The 15,675-nt window shown below is 69.6% G+C and carries 14 protein-coding genes; 4 read left to right on the top strand and 10 right to left on the bottom strand.

The window, feature by feature from the left end:
* Nucleotides 1–58: 58 nt before the first annotated feature.
* Nucleotides 59–955 (bottom strand): helix-turn-helix transcriptional regulator, encoded by an 897-nt coding sequence (locus tag AC5Y4S_RS27930; protein ID WP_500035794.1) that lies wholly within the window; start codon nucleotides 953–955, stop codon nucleotides 59–61.
* A gap of 62 nt (nucleotides 956–1,017) precedes the next feature.
* Here AC5Y4S_RS27930 and AC5Y4S_RS27935 point away from each other — a divergent pair, with 62 nt between their 5' ends.
* On the top strand, nucleotides 1,018–1,965 hold the full coding sequence (locus tag AC5Y4S_RS27935) for an SDR family NAD(P)-dependent oxidoreductase (RefSeq protein WP_500035795.1): 948 nt from the start codon (nucleotides 1,018–1,020) through the stop codon (nucleotides 1,963–1,965).
* 1 nt (nucleotide 1,966) lies between these two features.
* Here AC5Y4S_RS27935 and AC5Y4S_RS27940 read toward each other — a convergent pair whose 3' ends face one another.
* Genes AC5Y4S_RS27940 through AC5Y4S_RS27950 form a run of 3 tightly spaced genes read right to left on the bottom strand, consistent with a single transcriptional unit; the run spans nucleotide 1,967 to nucleotide 4,638 of the window.
* On the bottom strand, nucleotides 1,967–3,751 hold the full coding sequence (locus tag AC5Y4S_RS27940; protein ID WP_500035796.1) for an acyl-CoA dehydrogenase family protein: 1,785 nt from the start codon (nucleotides 3,749–3,751) through the stop codon (nucleotides 1,967–1,969).
* 12 nt (nucleotides 3,752–3,763) lie between these two features.
* Complete coding sequence (locus AC5Y4S_RS27945; protein ID WP_500035797.1) at nucleotides 3,764–4,180, bottom strand: FHA domain-containing protein; 417 nt, start codon at nucleotides 4,178–4,180, stop codon at nucleotides 3,764–3,766.
* On the bottom strand, nucleotides 4,177–4,638 hold the full coding sequence (locus AC5Y4S_RS27950) for a hypothetical protein (protein WP_500035798.1): 462 nt from the start codon (nucleotides 4,636–4,638) through the stop codon (nucleotides 4,177–4,179). The genes AC5Y4S_RS27945 and AC5Y4S_RS27950 overlap by 4 nt, the downstream gene beginning before the upstream one ends.
* 174 nt (nucleotides 4,639–4,812) lie before the next feature.
* Between AC5Y4S_RS27950 and AC5Y4S_RS27955 the strand changes: the two genes are divergently transcribed.
* Nucleotides 4,813–5,034 (top strand): DUF1918 domain-containing protein, encoded by a 222-nt coding sequence (locus tag AC5Y4S_RS27955; RefSeq protein WP_500035799.1) that lies wholly within the window; start codon nucleotides 4,813–4,815, stop codon nucleotides 5,032–5,034.
* On the opposite strand, the gene AC5Y4S_RS27960 is transcribed toward AC5Y4S_RS27955, so the two are convergent.
* The 3 genes from AC5Y4S_RS27960 to AC5Y4S_RS27970 all read right to left on the bottom strand — a co-directional run bounded on the left by AC5Y4S_RS27960 (nucleotide 5,020) and on the right by AC5Y4S_RS27970 (nucleotide 12,224).
* Nucleotides 5,020–5,526, bottom strand: a complete 507-nt coding sequence (locus AC5Y4S_RS27960; protein ID WP_500035800.1) for a hypothetical protein — start codon at nucleotides 5,524–5,526, stop codon at nucleotides 5,020–5,022. The two genes, AC5Y4S_RS27955 and AC5Y4S_RS27960, sit on opposite strands and share 15 nt — an antisense overlap.
* Nucleotides 5,527–5,691: 165 nt before the next feature.
* Nucleotides 5,692–8,940: an arabinosyltransferase domain-containing protein gene (locus AC5Y4S_RS27965; protein ID WP_500035801.1), complete on the bottom strand. Its 3,249-nt coding sequence runs from the start codon at nucleotides 8,938–8,940 to the stop codon at nucleotides 5,692–5,694.
* Nucleotides 8,937–12,224, bottom strand: a complete 3,288-nt coding sequence (locus AC5Y4S_RS27970; RefSeq protein ID WP_500035802.1) for an arabinosyltransferase domain-containing protein — start codon at nucleotides 12,222–12,224, stop codon at nucleotides 8,937–8,939. Before AC5Y4S_RS27970 ends, AC5Y4S_RS27965 begins: the two co-directional genes overlap by 4 nt.
* A 141-nt stretch (nucleotides 12,225–12,365) precedes the next feature.
* On the opposite strand from AC5Y4S_RS27970, the gene AC5Y4S_RS27975 reads away from it, so the two are divergent.
* On the top strand, nucleotides 12,366–13,505 hold the full coding sequence (locus tag AC5Y4S_RS27975) for a BTAD domain-containing putative transcriptional regulator (protein WP_500035803.1): 1,140 nt from the start codon (nucleotides 12,366–12,368) through the stop codon (nucleotides 13,503–13,505).
* A 7-nt stretch (nucleotides 13,506–13,512) separates the two neighbouring features.
* Here AC5Y4S_RS27975 and AC5Y4S_RS27980 read toward each other — a convergent pair whose 3' ends face one another.
* Genes AC5Y4S_RS27980 through AC5Y4S_RS27990 form a run of 3 tightly spaced genes read right to left on the bottom strand, consistent with a single transcriptional unit; the run spans nucleotide 13,513 to nucleotide 14,944 of the window.
* Complete coding sequence (locus AC5Y4S_RS27980) at nucleotides 13,513–14,136, bottom strand: maleylpyruvate isomerase family mycothiol-dependent enzyme (protein WP_500035804.1); 624 nt, start codon at nucleotides 14,134–14,136, stop codon at nucleotides 13,513–13,515.
* Nucleotides 14,133–14,615, bottom strand: a complete 483-nt coding sequence (locus tag AC5Y4S_RS27985) for an SRPBCC family protein (RefSeq protein WP_500035805.1) — start codon at nucleotides 14,613–14,615, stop codon at nucleotides 14,133–14,135. Before AC5Y4S_RS27985 ends, AC5Y4S_RS27980 begins: the two co-directional genes overlap by 4 nt.
* Nucleotides 14,612–14,944 carry an ArsR/SmtB family transcription factor gene (locus AC5Y4S_RS27990; RefSeq protein WP_500035806.1) on the bottom strand — a complete coding sequence of 111 codons (333 nt, stop codon included), beginning with the start codon at nucleotides 14,942–14,944 and terminating at the stop codon, nucleotides 14,612–14,614. Before AC5Y4S_RS27990 ends, AC5Y4S_RS27985 begins: the two co-directional genes overlap by 4 nt.
* 74 nt (nucleotides 14,945–15,018) lie before the next feature.
* On the opposite strand from AC5Y4S_RS27990, the gene AC5Y4S_RS27995 reads away from it, so the two are divergent.
* A complete protein-coding gene (locus tag AC5Y4S_RS27995) occupies nucleotides 15,019–15,654 on the top strand; it encodes a PASTA domain-containing protein (protein WP_500035807.1) in 636 nt (211 codons plus the stop codon).
* Nucleotides 15,655–15,675: the final 21 nt, after the last annotated feature.

The following is a 15,675-nucleotide window of genomic DNA, read 5'->3' on the forward strand; positions in this document are numbered from 1 at the left end:
TTGCGAAATCGTGCGATTCTGCGTCTGCTCGCGGGTGACGCTAGAGCGCCAGCGCAAGCTAGTCGATCAGCGACTGCGTGCCGAGGACGATCGCCAAGGCAAGGCGCTCGGCGTCCTCGGTGTCGGGTTCGGCCGTGTAGATCATGATGCGAGTGTCGTCGGCCGCGACCATGAGTGTGTCGCAGTCCAGCGTGATGCGGCCGACATCAGGGTGCTCGATGACCTTGCGCCGGCCCAAGTCTTGCGGCGGTGCCGGCGCGCCGGATTCCCAGAGTTCGACGAAGCGCGGGCTGTGCGCGGCCAGGTCGCGAATCAGCTGCTTCAACCGCTTGTCGGCGGGATACCGTGCCGCGGTAAGCCGCAGGTCGGCAACCAGGGTGGCTTCGAGTCGAGCCTTCTCTTCCGAGCTGTGCACGACCCGGGTGCCGAGGTCAGTGAGGTTGCGCCACAAGCTGTTTCGCTCGTTTCCCCGCCAGGTCGTCGTCGGGCCCATCAGGGCGTCGTACGGCGCGTTGGCGATGAGCAGGGTCCAGGTGGCGTCGTAGACGGCGACGGGGGTGTGGGCCAGGCGATCGAGGATGCGTTGCAGGCTCGGCGGAACGCGGGACGACACCAGGTCGAGCCCGGGGGCGGCGTGCCCCGCCAATCGGAACAAGAGGTCGCGCTCGGGGTCGGAGACCCGCAAGGCCCGGGCGAGTGACTCCACCACCTGGATCGAGGGCGAGGTGGCCCGGCCCTGCTCGAGCCTGGTCAGGTAATCCACCGAGATGCCGGCGAGCGCCGCGAGCTCTTCTCGGCGTAGCCCCGCCGCGCGTCGCCGGCCGCCGACGGGGACGCCTACGGCCGAGGGTGTGACGCGGTCGCGCCAGTGACGCACCGTCCGCCCAAACTCCCACGAGGCCATCTCCCCACTCTGCGCGACGACGGCGACCCGGGAAAGGACTTTTCCTGGCACTGGTAGTCCTACGAAAACGGGACGACTACCTCCCGCTGCGAAACCGGCCGAGACTGAACACCATGAACTCGAGCAAATTGGGCACGGTGCTCATCACCGGCCCGACCGGAGGACTGGGCAAGGCGGCGACGTTGGCGATCGCGGGGCGCCCCCCGTCGGAGCGCCCCGACCTGCTGCTGGTCGGTAGGCCCGGCCGCGCGCTGACCGACGTCGCCGACGCGGCCCGGGCTACCGGTGCGACCGTCCATGACATCGGCTGTGATCTGGCCAGGCTGTCCGACGTACGCGAGGCGGGGCGGGCGGTCAAGGACGCGCTGGCCGGGGGCGTGGTGCGCCCGCTGCGCGGCTTGGTGGCGAACGCGGGCCTAATGGTCGCCGATACCCACCGCGCGTCCGCGGACGGATACGAACTGACCTTCGCGGTCAACTACCTCGCCCACGCCCAGCTCATCGGTGACCTCCTCGACTCGTTCGTCGTCCCCGCCCGCATCGTGCTGGTCGGGTCAAACACCTATCACCAGAACGTCTTTCGGCGGATGCTGCGCGTTCCCCCGGCGCACTGGCGCGATCCGCTCGAGCTTGCCCAGCCCACCGCCCCCGACGTGTCCTCGACCTTCGAGCAGAGCGGGACCGCCTACTCGAATTCGAAACTCGCGCTGTTGTACTACGCGCATGAATTGCAGCGCCGCATCGACGCCGGGAACCCCGGCGTATCGGTGAGCGTGTTCGAACCGGGATTCATGCCGGGCACCGGGATCAGCAGAGCGCATGGCCGCACCATGCAACGGGTAGGACGCGTCATCGAGCGGATCCCGGGCGTGTCGTCGCCAACCCGGTCCGGTCCGGTGCTCGCGTCGATCGTCCTCGACGAGCGTTGGGCGCACCTGCGAGCAGGAGCGTTCGTCGTCAAAACCCAAGAGCGCGAGGTCGAGCCGTTCGCGCAGGACCCCGAGCGGGAGGCACGGTTGTGGGAGGCGACGGCCCAACTGCTGGCGCCCGCCGCGTTATGAATCAGGGCGAGAACGCGCCATCCAGAAGTTCCTCGAACCGCTCCAGCGCCTCGTCGGATTCGTCCTCGATGCCGCGCAGCGGACCCCGGTCGGCGAGATAGTGCCGGGCGTACAGCCGGGCAACGAGGGCCTTGCGGTCACCGCCGCGGGTCTCCCGTTCCCACGCCGCCTGCTCGGTGAGCAGCGCGCCCGCGTAGACGTCGCCCATGAACTGGGCCAGCGGGAACAGCCGCGCCTCGGCCACCTCCCGGTCGAGCTTGCTCCACGCCGTGATCGCCGCGTCCAGATCCTCGATGCGCCCGGCCACCAGACGCGTCGTCTCGTCATCGTCGGAAACCGACACCGCGTCGCGCAGCCGCGCCAGCAGCGTCTCGTGTGCGCGGGACTGCTCGATGCCGCGCCGCACATCGAGGCACAGGATGTTGTCGGGACCCTCCCAGATCGTGTTGACCTGGGCGTCACGCAGCAGCCGGGCCACCGGCCACGTCTCGATATAGCCGTTGCCGCCGTGGATTTCGATCGCGTCGGACGCCGCGGTGATGCCCAGCCGGCAGACCTTGAGCTTGGTGACGGGCACCGCGATGCGCTGGCGCATGCCGCGGGGCTGGCGATGGTTGGCGGCGCCGGTGCCGTCGAAGACGAGCGCAAGCGCGGCCTCGACGTCCACGATCATCTCGGCGAGCTTGCGCCGCATCAGCGGCTTGTCGATGAGCGCCCCGCCGAACGCGTGCCGCTGCCGGGCGTAACACAGCGATTCCACCAGGGCGCGACGGGCATTGGCGAGGCCGAACAGGGCGATGCCGAGGCGCGCTGCGTTGGTCAGCTCCATCATGCGGCCGAGCCCCTTGCCGTCGGATGGCCCCGCGTCCGAGCTGGGTTCGTCGGACAGCAGGAACGCCTCCGCGTCGACGAACTCGACCTCGCCCGAGGCCACCGACCGGGTGCCGAGCTTGTCCTTGAGCCGCCGCACCCGGACCCCGTTGCGCGAGCCGTCGCGGCGGTTGCGCAGCACGAGGAAATTCGCGACGCCCCGCGAATTGTCCGGGGCGCCTTCCGGTTTGGCCAGCACGACGAACGCCTCGCCCGCGCAGTTGGACGCGAACCACTTGAACCCGTTGAGGATCCACGCGTCCCCGGCGCGCGTCGCCGTCGTCTCCAGCGCGCCCAGGTCGGACCCGCCGGTGCGTTCGGTGAGCAACTGCGCCGTCTCACCCGCCCACTCACCGGAGGCGAACTTGGCCAGCACGTGCTCGCGCACGTCGGCCGGCGCGTAGGCGGCCACCAGCGACTGGACCATGCCGCCTCCGGTGCCCAGGGCGCAGCCCATCCCGATGTCGGCCTGGTTGAGCAGGTAGTTGGACGCGAACAGGGCCAGGCCCGAGCTGACCTTGGCGGCCCGCGCGTCGCTGCGCAGGGCCTGCTGGGCGTCCAGCACGGCGCGCTTGGACTGCGTGAACGACGCCGGCATGACCACCTGGCTGATGTCGTGTCCCCACCGGTCGTAGCGCTCCAGCCGCGGCGGGTTGCGGTCGGTCTCCTCGGCCCACCGCGCCACCGGGCCGCCCATCAGCTCACCCATGCTCGCCAAATGGGGCTCCACCACGGCCAATTCGTCGGGCCGCAGGTAGTAGGCCATCGTGAACTGCAGGGTCGGATCGGTGCGATACCAATTCAAGCCCACGGCGCCTCGGTAGTTCTCGGTCCGGTAGCGCCGCGACTTTTCCTCGGTGGAGAACGGCAGCCGGTCGACGCCCTCTGACCCGTACTGCGGGTCGTATTCGCTCATGCCGCGACGGTATTACCCCGGCGCCGGTCCCGCCACGAAAATCAGGCGGAAATTGCCGATCCGGATCTCATCACCGTTGGTCAGCACCGCCGTGTCGACGGGCTTGCGGTTGAGGTAGGTCTTGTTCAGGCTGCCCAGGTCGACGACGCGGAATTTGCCGTGCTCCCTTCGGAATTCGGCGTGCCGGCGGCTGACGGTGATGTCGTCGAGGAAGATGTCGCTGGCGGGGTGCCGGCCGGCGGACATGACCGGACGATCCAGCTGGTACTGCGAACCGGCGTTGGGGCCCCGCTTCACGATGAGCATGCCGACGCCGCTCTGCAGCGTTTGCATGTCCTCCACCACCGCCTCGGCGACCGCGTCGAAATCGTCGGTGCGCAGCGGCGAGGCGAGATGCCCCGTCGTTTCGTCGGGCGCGTGCTCGGTCACGCGGCGCGCCGGAGATCGGGGTTCGTCGCGGCCGCTTGTGGCTTTGGCTTGTCGGCGACCGGGGCCCAGCCGGCGTAGGTCAGATACAGCCCGACCAGTGCGAAGACCACGCAGGCCGCCACCCACCAGCCTTGCTCGCCGATCATCCGGTTGGCCGCCGTCACGAAAGCGTGGGGAAAGGCGAACAGGAGCAGTCCGCGCAGGGTGATCAGCCACCCCAGCAGGGAGACGGTGATCGCCGCGGCGCCGCGCCAGTACGGGTGCGCGGCGACGACGAAGAGACCGAACAGCAGGATGAACGCGCCGGTCACCCACGTCCACAGCGAATTCGCCTCGAACTGCGACAGCAGCGCCTGCATGTCGGAGGCCCGGGCCACGGCCGTGGCATCGGCGACGACCAGGAATGGACCGAGCGCGCGGGCGAACAGCCGCGTCCGAGCCTGCGTTGAAGCATCCATGATCGTGCCTCCGTTCCAGACTCCTGTATCGGACCATCCGGCGCGGCGCGGAGATAGGGACGGAAGTCCCGTCCGTCCGGGGCGTTCGTCCCCGCTGCCCCTTCCCTGAAGGCCGGTCGCGGCGCATGATCGGCACCATCGGACTTAGTCGGTCAGCGATCAGGGAGGTCGATGATGAAAGCCGATGTAGGTGACTGGCTCGTGATCAAGGGCACGACGACCGAATTGGCGGATCAGCGCGGCGAAATCACGGAGGTGCGCGGCGCCGACGGCGCACCGCCGTACGTGGTGCACTGGACGAGCGGCCACGTGGCCACGGTGTTTCCCGGCTCCGACGCGCTCGTCGTCAGCGCGGCCGAACAAGAGCCCGGCCGAAAGGGCTTATACCGGCGCTAGGAATTCTGACGTATAGAACTCGGCCGGGTTTTGCGAGTTCGGGTTTGCCCGCTCGACAATCACCCAGACGCCCGTCGTGCCCGGCCGAATGCTGTCCGCGACGGTGACCGTGGCGTTGCCGGCCGCGTCGGTGTCCATTCCGCTGAACGCGGTGCCCGGGTCACCGGGACCACAGGTCGCCGACGACGGGCGGGGCTCCTGGATCAGGCCGACGTCGAAGTGGGTGCCCGGCTCGTTGGAAACCGTCACGTGTACCTGAGCGATGGCCCTTGACCCCGAGGTGCTTATTACGGCCGAACCGTCACCAAGCAGCGGCCGCGGCACCGTCGGCGCCGTGCTCACCAGGCTGAAATCGCAACGCCGCTCGGAGCTGTCCAGAGCGACCCGGGTGCCGCTTTCGGCAGTCGCGGCGGCGATTTCGAATGTCGCTGCCGGGGAGATCACGATGGCAATCGCCGCGGTAAATGTCCCTAAGCGGGTCAGCGTGTGCATCGGGTCACCTTTTTAACGGTTGTGTTAGTTACCTCACAGGGGGAGTAGTTATTGACCGGCGACGCACGAAATTAAACATTTGCTGCGGAATTACTCGAACGTAAATTCCGGGCGCACTATTTGACTAATGGCAAATTAATGGCGGGGCGACCTTAAAACCGTTAATCACGGCTTGATTCGGATCGGTCCCGGCGACCACAACCCGCTACGGGTCGCGGTGCCCAGGTCCAGTTGCGCGGGATGCGCGTCGGCGATGGTGTCGAACTTGCGCAGCGAGCCCCAGTCGCGGCCCCAGTCGCGGGACAGGTAGGTGGACATCACGTGGGCCCGCAGCAGCAGGTCCGTGATGCCCAGCAGGCCGCCGTTCACGCCGTCCTCCCAAGTGTCGGTGTCCTGCTTTTTGGCGTTGTAGTCCGGCGTGATGCGGAACTTCGGGATCTCAGTGACGCCGTAAGCGTGCAGCATCGGATGCTGGCACGGGAACGCCAGCCCCACCGCCCAGTCCATCAGCACCGGCTGCGACGAGCCGACGTACTCCTGCAGGGACCGCAGTTCCGGCACGCGCGGCGGGGTGACCGCGATCCAGTCGTCCGGCGTCAGGGAGAGGTCCTCGGCGACCACCCGGACCGCGACCGCGTCGGCGGGCATCTTGTCCCGGGCGAAGCGCAGGTTGCGCCACGCCTTGGGCTGCTCGCCGTTCAGGTCGTAGGGCACCAGCCGCCCGGACGGCACGATCTCGCCGCCGGGGCCGGGCCGGCCGTATTCGAGCACCACGGTCTGACCGCTGGTGTGTCCGTGCAACACGCTGTTGCCGGCGATGGTCCCGGCCGCGGTCACGACCAGGAGGGGATGCCCGTCGTCGGGCTTGGGCAGCTGATACCACGCCGAGGTCAGCCTGCTCTGCTGCTGGGCGCCGGTGGTGTAGCTGCCGGCCAGCGGAACCTGGTCGGGGTTGAGGCCGTACGGCAACGGAACCAGGGACCCGTTGATGCCCGGGGCCTTCAGCTTGGTCGGCGCGCGCCAGTCGTAGGCGTACCAGTCGTAATCGGTGCCGGGCTGCGGCACCGACGTCTCCTGAAGCGCCTCGGCGACGGTGTGGTCGGGTACGCCGTTGGGGGTGAACCCCGTTGGGTTGACGCCGCCGAGCGGGCCGAGCGGGCCGTAGTCGCCCGGGAGCGGCGCCATGAAGCCGGCGTTGCTGTCCGGCTCGACGAGCACGTCGTCGGCCAGCGCGCAGCCGCCGGCGAATTCGCGCAAGTTGTCCCAGCCGTTGGAGTAGGTGGGGTACTGACGCACGATGCCGGCGACCATCGAGGCGATGAACACCAGCACCATGAATCCGGCCGCGATCGGCACCGGCGCGGCCGTCACCGCGCGCGCCAGGCGGCCCTCGCCGTGTTCGCGCGACGCGAAATGCAGCCAGAAAGCCCAGATCGCCGTGATTGCGAACAGCACGAAAAAGACCGTGCTGACGCTGATTCCGGCGAACCTCGGCATGACGTTGTTGAACGGGACACCGTAACTGGAGACGTACCACCAGCCGTTGGTGGTGGCGAAGCACAGCGCCAGCAGGAACAGCACAGCGGCCGTGAACGCCATCCGGTTGCGCGACCAGCGCAGCACCTTCGGCGAAACCAGCACCGTGGTCAGCGCGGCCATCGCCGCGCCCACCGCGGCGAACAGCCCGAAGTGGTGCACCCACTTGGTGGGCGTGAACATCAGGAAGAACATGGTGCCGAAGATGACGCCCATCAGCCGCCACGCCGGGCCGCGGGCCACCCTCGGAATTCGCTTGCGCCGCAACATGATGAATACGGCGGTGAACAGGCACAGCGCGCTGATCAGGAAGCCGAACCGGCGCGACAGCGAGCCGTCGACGGTGGGCAGGATCAGGTAGTAGTAGCGCAGGTTCTCGGTGTACCAGGCCTGGCTGGGCCCGATCGCGGTGCGAATCCTGGTGGCCTCCAACACCGTTGACAGCGTCTGGTCGGCGAACACCACGGTGAGCACGACGAACCCGGCCGCCAGGAACGGGGCCACCAGCGGCCAGGTGCCGACCACGCGATGCCTGCGCACCAGAATCCGCAGGATCGGTCGGCCGCCGGCGACCAGGGCGGCCACCGCGATCAGGCCGGTGGGCTGGACGCCGAGCGTGAACGCCGCGGTGATGACGGCCAACGCCGCCGGCGTTAGCCGGGAGGCGCACATCGAGCGCTCGATAAGCACGTAGGTGATCAGCGAACCGACGGCGATGATTGGCTCGGGACGCAGGCCGTTGTTGAACGGCATCCACCCCGTCAGCAGGACCATGCCGGCCGCCCAGTTGGCGGCGGTGCTGGACGTCACCGCCGGCCCCAGCCGCGGCAGCACCTCACGCGACAGCAGCAGCCAGCACACCAGCCCGGCGACCAGGTCGGGCAGCCGCATCCACAGGCTAGCGTCGCTCACGTGGGTCATCAGTGCCAGCAGGTTGTAGTACCAGCCGAACGGGTCCTCCGGGCTGCCGAACCAGCGGAAGTAGTTGGACATGTAGCCGGCGTGATCGGCGACCCGGGCCATGCCGAGGATGTAGCCGTCGTCGGAGGAATTGGCGCCGATCAGATGCCATAGCAGGAAGGCGAAGATCACCGTGGCGTCGACGAGGGTGAACTTGCGCCAGCGCGTGGGGATCAACCGGTGCATGCGCCGGCCGTCGAGCTGGTCGAGGCGCCACAGCGCGATCAGCGCGACGATCGTGGACGCGATCGCCAGCACCATCGCGGCCAGCTTCAAAGTCGTTGGCGTGGTGGAGAACCGGGTGTCGATGGTCGCCGAGAACCGCAGGCCGGGCGGGGCCGGACCGGTCAGATCGGTGAACACCCCGACGATCTGCGGGCGCAGGTTGGGATCGGGGAAACCACCGCGCACCGGCTTGCCCGCCGGATCGGTCAACCCGACGAAGGTGGCGAACGTGCCGGCGAGCGTCGACGTGATCTCGATGTGCTGGCATTGCGGCGACGCCGCCTGGTCACGGGGCACGCTGGCAATGACCACATTGCGGTCGGTGACGTCGACGCGCTGGCTGCTGACGACCACGAACAGCGCGTTGAGCGCGGCGTCCTTACCCTTCTTGGGCGCGGTGCTCAGCACCACCCCACCCTCGGGCGGCAAGCTACGCACCACCGAGCACGGCACCGTCACCGACACGTCGACCGGCGTCAGCGAAATCAGCGGCGCCGTAACGTTGTTCAACTGACCGTTTTGCGGCCAGTTCAGCATCGCGGTGGTCTGCACGACGGGCAGCAGCGGCGTGGCGACCGACAGCACGAAACCGATCAGGCCCGCGATTGTCGCGACCCAGCGCGTCACCCGCACGTCCCGAACGGCGTCCGCCGCCGGGGTGGCCACCGAGCGTTCGTGGTCGGTGACGCTCATGGCAGCGCCCTGACGGGTCCGGGGCGGCTCCAGCCGCCAACGGTGGTCACGCCCTGGTCGACGATGGCTGCCGGCGCCTGATCGGCCGGCACTAGCGCGTGATACTGCTCGACCGATCCCCAGTCGCGATACCAGTCGCCGCGCAGGTAGGTCGAGATCGTCGAGGTGCGCAGCATCGCCTGGGTGATCAAGAACGGACCGCCCGTCTCGCTGGCCTCCCACCCGTTGGACGACGACGCCGTCTGTTTGTGATCGGGCAGGATGCGGTACTGCGGAAGTTCGGCCACGCCAAGGTGTTCGGAGTACGGCCGCTGGCAGGGGAAGTTGGCGGCGGTCGCGATGTCCATCAGCACGGGGGCCTGCGACCCGATCAGCTGCTGCAGGGTCTGTAGCACCGGCACGCGCGGCGGCGTGAACGAGAACCACTGCTCGGAACTCAGATTGGGGTCGTAGGCGACGATGCGTGCCGCGTTAGCCTCCGGCGGCGCCCAGGCCAGCGGGAACCTCAGGTTGCGCCACGCCGGCTCCGGGCCGATGTCGATCGGCTGCACCTCGCCGAGCGGCTGGGTGCTGCCGTCGGGGCGAGTCATGCCCCACTGCAGTTTGAGCGATTGGCCGTAGGTGAAGGTGCCGTCCTCCTTGTACGACCAAATGGCGCCCGCGGCCGACACCACCACCAGCGGCTGGGCCGGGATGTGCTCTTTCCAATCTGCGGGCAGTTGGTACCAGGACGACGTGGCGGTCGCGGCCAGCGAGTTTTCGCCGTAGCTGCCCATCACCGGGGTGCGGGCCGGATCCAGGCCGAACGGCAGCGCCGCGTGTGACCCGTTGATTCCGGCCGGGCCCTTCCCGCCGGCGGTGCCGGCGGAGTCACTCATGGCGGCGTTGGGCTTATTCGGCGAGGCGTCGGAATTCACCACCCCCGGCTTGGTGACCACGGGGTTCGACCGCAAGTCCTCGCCCACCCCCTCGGGTTTGAAGCCGACCGGGTTCAGGCCGCCGAGCGGTCCGTCCGGCCCGAACGTCTGCCCCGGAACCGGTTGCAGCAGACCGGCATTGGGATCGGGCTCGGCCAGCACGTCGTCGGCCATGGCGCAGCTGGTTGTCGACAGGCCCGACGTGATCGCGGCGAGGTTGGCCTTGCCGGTGGTGTAGAGCGGGTAGCGGACCACCGCGCCCTTGGCCAGCGAGCCGACCTCGCCCAGCACCATGATCGTGGCCACCACCAGCAGCGGCGTGGAGGCTAGCACGCGGTTGCGCCGGCTGTCCTTGACCTCGGTGTGCCCGGCGTAGTCCATCCGGAAGTGCTGCCAGGCGCCCAGCAGCCCAGTCAGGATCGACAGCGTCAGGAACATCGACGTCACCGGGTGGCTGGCGATGACGGGCTGGATGTCCCACCACGGCACCCCGTAGTTGCCGACGTAGAACCAGCCGTTGACCCCGGATGTCGCGACCGCCAGCACGAACAGCAGCGCCGTCACGTACAGCGTCAGGTTGCGGCGGTTGTGCAGCCCGATGCGGGCGAACGCGAACGCGGTGAGCGCACCCAGCGGGGCGGCCAGCCCGGCGAACGCGCCGAACTGCACGGCCCACTTGGTCGGCGTGAACGTCAGCAGCAGCAGGCCCACCGCGGTGGTGCCGATCAACCGCCATGCCGGTCCGCTGGCCACACCCTGGACCCGGCCGCGGCGCAGCAGCACCACCAGCATGACGAACATGCAAAGCAGCAGCACCAGCACGGCGAAGCGCCGCGCCATCGACCCGTCGGGGTTGGACTCCACGGTGAGGAAGTAGTAGCGCAGCCAGTCCTGGTACCAGGCGATCGTCGGGCCGACCTTGTACTTGATCCGCGCCGACTCGGCGACCGTGGCCAGCGTCTGGCTGCGGAACACCACCACGGTGATCAGCGACAGCGACGCCGCCAACACCATCAGCGGGGCCAGTAGCCCGTCGGTCGCCCTGCGGCGCCGGATGGTCTGGGCGATGGCCCGGGCCCCGGTCAGCAGCGCGGCGACGGCGATCAGCCCCTGCGGAGCCAGCGTCGCGGTCAGCATCGCGACGATGATCGCGACCGCCGCCGGAGCCAGCCGGCCCAGTGCGATGGCGCGTTCCACCAGCACCCAGGTCACGATCACGCCCAGCGCGATGATCGGCTCCGGTCGCAGGCCGTTGTTGAACGGCAGCCAGGCGGCCAGGAAGACCGCACCGGCGGTCAAGACCGCCACCCGGTTGCCCGCCAGGCCGCCGCGGCCGGGCCCCAGCCGCCGCAGCACCCAGTGGCCGATGATCAGCCAGCAGGCGATCCCGGCCAGTGTGGCCGGCAGCCGCATCCACACGCCGGCGGTGCTGACGGCGGCCAGCTTGGCCAGCACCGCGAGATACCAGTCGAACGGCGCGTCCGTCGTCCCGAAGTAGCGGTAGTAGTCGACGACGTACCCGGCCTTCGGGGCGACCCGGGCGATGGTCAGGTTGTAGCCGTCGTCCGACGACGTCGCGCCGATGACGTGCCAGACCAGCAGCGTTCCGATCACGCCGACGTCGGCGAGCCAGGTCGCGGCCCCGACGCGGACCCAATGGAAACGCGGGCGATACCGGGCCAGCCGGCCGCGCCGATCCAGCACCGCCATCGCCGCGATGGCGGTCAGGACCGCCAGGGTCCCCACGGCCATCACGAGCGTCTTGAGCGTCGTGGGCGCCGTGATGAACCGGGTGTCGACGTCGACGCGGGCCGACAGTCCCGGCTGCGGCTGCACCTTCAGGTCGGTGAAGATGCCGCCGACCTGAGGCTTCTTCTCCGAGGGCAGGGTCCCCGACGCGCCGGGGATGCCGACGAAATCGGCTCCGGCCGCGCCCGCGTCGGCCCACACGTGCAGGACACTGCAGGCGCCGGCGGCGACGGCCGCGCGCTTGGCCACCGCTGCCACGGTGTCGCGGAACGCGACGACGACGATGTCCTTGTCGGCACGCACGAAAAGCCCGTTCTTGCCGGTGTCCACGCCACCGACCGGCAGCGTCGAGACGACCAATCCGCCGCTGGGCGGCAGCGTGGCGATCGCCGGACACGGGATCGAGATGTCCAGCGCCCGCGGCGCCCCCGACACCAGCGGGGCGGTGATCTGCGTGACGTGCCCGTCGGCCACGCCCTGGGGCCACAGCACAGTCGCCGTCGTCTGCCTCACCGGAAGCAGCGGGACGACGAGGCACAGCAGCAGACCCGCGAGACCCGCGACTACGGCGATCAGCCGCGGGACGCGCAGCGATCGCTCATTCCGGTCGGGGGGCACGAGGCTCGATCGTAAGGGACGCTGCTTGGTGCGGTTCGGACGCAGGGCCGCCTTGACGGCGCGCTAATTTGCCGCGCCCGGGCTGCGAAATAGACTCTCGTTTCAAGAACGGCCCCGATAACCCAGGAGGCTGGCTGCGCGATGACGAACACAGGTCTCGGGTTTGGCGTCTTGGGACCGTTGCTGATGACCAGCCACGGGGTGCGGGTGCCGGTGGGGGCGCCCAAGCAACGGGCGGTCCTCGCCATGCTGCTGATCAACCGCAACCGGCCGGTTTCCGTCGATTCCTTGATCAACGCGGTGTGGGACGAGGATCCGGTGCCGGCCGCGCGCACCAGCATCCAGGCCCACATCTCGAACCTGCGCCGGTTGCTGCGCGACGCCGGGGCCGACCCGTACCAGGTGCTGGCGAGCGCCCCGCCGGGATACCAGCTCAGCGTCGCCGACGCCGACTGCGACCTGGGGCGCTTCATGGCCGCGAAGCTCGCGGGAAACCAGGCCGCCGCGGCGGGACGCTTCGAGGACGCCAGCCGGCATTTCTCGCTGGCGCTGGGCGAGTGGCGCGGGCCGGTGCTCGACGACCTGCGCGACTACGCCTTCGTCGACGCCTTCGCCACCGCGCTGATGGAAGAAAACGTGGCCACCCACACCGCCCGCGCGGAGGCAGAGATCGCCTGCGGACGCGCCGGCGAGGTCATCGGCGAGCTGGAGGCGTTGACGGCCGAGCATCCCTACCGCGAACCGCTGTGGGCGCAGCTCATCACCGCCTACTACGTCACCGAGCGGCAGTCCGACGCGCTCGGCGCCTACCGTCGGCTGAAGACGGCTCTGGCCGAGGGGCTCGGCATCGACCCCGGCCGCACCGTGAGCGCGCTGCACGAGCGGATCCTGCGGCAGGAGCCGTTGGGGTTGCGGCGGGCCGACCTGACCACCCACAAGCGCGGCGCCTACAAGCAGGAGTCGACGACCGCGGGGATCCAACTGGCCGAATCCGCCCTCGCCCGGCTGATCGACCAGACCGGGCGGGCTCACCCGCTGACCGGCGCGACCACCCGGATCGGACGCTTCACCGACAACGACGTCGTCCTCGACGACACCGACGTCAGCCGCCACCACGCCGTCATCACCGACACCGGAACCGGTTTCATGATCACCGACCTGCGGTCCACCAACGGGGTAGAGGTGCAGGGCCAGCGCATCCGCGGCAGCGCCATCCTGGCCAACGGCGACCGCATCCGCATCGGCGGCCACGAGTTCACCTTCGAAGTCGGCCCGGGCTGACGGTCGGCTACCGACCCAGCCGGTGCGCCAGCGTGTCCCGCCCGGGACCCCCGAGCTCCGCGAGCGCCGCGGGGCGCCCGGTCATCGCCATGAGCAGCGCCTCCCCGGGTCCGCTGACCTCGGGCCCGTTGCCGTGTGCCCAGTCGACGTCGGTGGCGAGCAGGCGCAGCCCCCGGATCCGGCGCCCCGCCCCGAGCCGCGGGTTACCGGGCACCAGGGCCAGCACCCGTTGCAGCCGATCGGCAGGGACGGTGCGGGGCCGGCCGAGCGAGCGGCGGATGTCCTGGTGGTGGACCGTGCCGTCGACGAGCGCGATCATTCCGCCGAAACCCGCTGTCAGACCGCGGGGTTCGAGATGGCCGCGGAGGAATTCGAGCAGCTGCTCGGGGCTCAGCCCGGAGAACTCGTCGACGCCGACCTGGTTGGCCCGCACGACCCAGCCCTTGGCGAACCGCTTCAGCAGCCCGGCGGCGCCCAGCTCCTCGTAGCTGATCACATGCGCGACAACGTCTTTCACGGTCCATTTCGTGCACAGGCTGGGCGCCTCCCAGTCCTGCGGCGCGAGGGTGGACAGGAACTCGGCGAGGTCGGCCCGCTCGGCGCGCGCCATGGTCATCAGGGTGGTCGTCATCGATGCGCCTCGACGCTGAGCAGGCGGCCGTAGCGGTCCAGGTACAGCGGCCAGCCGGCGCCGCCGTCGACGCCGTCGGCGACGGACTCCCAACCCGGGCCGTGCCGGTCGAGGTGGCGGTGTTCGAGCTCGACGCGCGTGCGGTCGTCGGACTCGGCGGTGAACCGGACCTCGACCTCGCTGGCCTTGGCCGGATCGGACTCCACCTGCCAGGTCGGGCCGATGTCCCAACTGAACGTCACCCGATGCGGCGGCTCGTAGACCAGGATGCGCGCCCATCGGCAGACGCTGCCGTCGACGCCGCGGTCGAAGATGTGCCCGCCCACGCGAGGCTCGAACACGGTCTCGGCGATCGGGACGGCGAGCAGGTTGTGCTCGCGGGGCTTGAAGTCGCCGAACCGTTCGGTGAAGACGGCGAACGCGCGCTCGATCGGCGCGTTGACGACGACGTGGTGCGCGACGTTGGGTGTTCGGGTCATGACGGTTCCCCCTCGCTTTCATCGATTGTTTCCGCGTAGGCGGCCAGCGCCTGGGACCAGAACCGGTCGAGCTCGGCGCGCAGCGCCTCGAGACCGGTCGGGTCGAGTTGGTAGACGCGACGCGTTCCCGCGGCGCGGTCGCGAACCAGGCCCGCGGACTTGAGCACCTTTAGGTGCTGCGACACGGCGGGCCGGCTGACCGGCAGGTCGCGGGCCAACTCGCCGACCGCCGCCGGGCCGTGGGCAAGGCGTTCCACGATGGAGCGCCGTGTTCCGTCGGCCAGCGCCAGCCAGGCGTCACCGTCGCGGACGGCTCGGTAAGTGGCCACGAACCGTAAGCCTAGGCTTACCGAGAACGCGGATCAACGTTCCGCTTCGGGCGGCGTCAGGCTACCCTGACAGCATGAGTCTGACCGACGCGTGGGCGCAGGCCCAGCAGGCGTGGCGAAGGCTCGCCGCACGGGGCGGGCTCCCCAGCGACGACGGGCTCGAGGCGCTGTCGGACATTGGCGTGGTTCGCCGGACGCTGGATCAGGCCGAGCTGGCTGCCGTCCGGACCGCCCGGCGGCACGGAAAATCCTGGGCGGAGATCGCCACGCAGTTGGGTGTCACGCGGCAATCCGCGTGGGAACGCTGGCGGGATCTCGACGAGTCACCGCCGGTTGCCGAGCCGACGGCGGTGGGTGACGCCGCCGCGGAGGTGGTTCAGGTGCGGGTCCGGGAGGCGCCGTGGAGCGCGAGGGTGACGGTGCCCAATGTCGTTGGTCTCGAATGGATCGCAGCCCGCGAGGCGCTCAACGACAAGGGCCTCGTCGCGATCGGCGCCGAACCGGACTTGTCGACCCTGCCTGGGTACGAGGGCTGGATCGTCACCGATCAGAGCCCGGAGTCCGGCGCGCGGGTCAAGTCGGGATCGGCGGTCCGGCTATGGCTCACCGGTGACGGTGGCGCCGGGGTCCGCGAACCTCGCCGTCCGCGACCGACGCCGGTGACGGCCCGCGAGATGCGGCCGGAACCCCGCGACCAAGCCGTCGGGTAGACGTCGTCGGGCGACAGCCCC

The organism is Mycobacterium sp. NGS64, assembly GCF_059812245.1.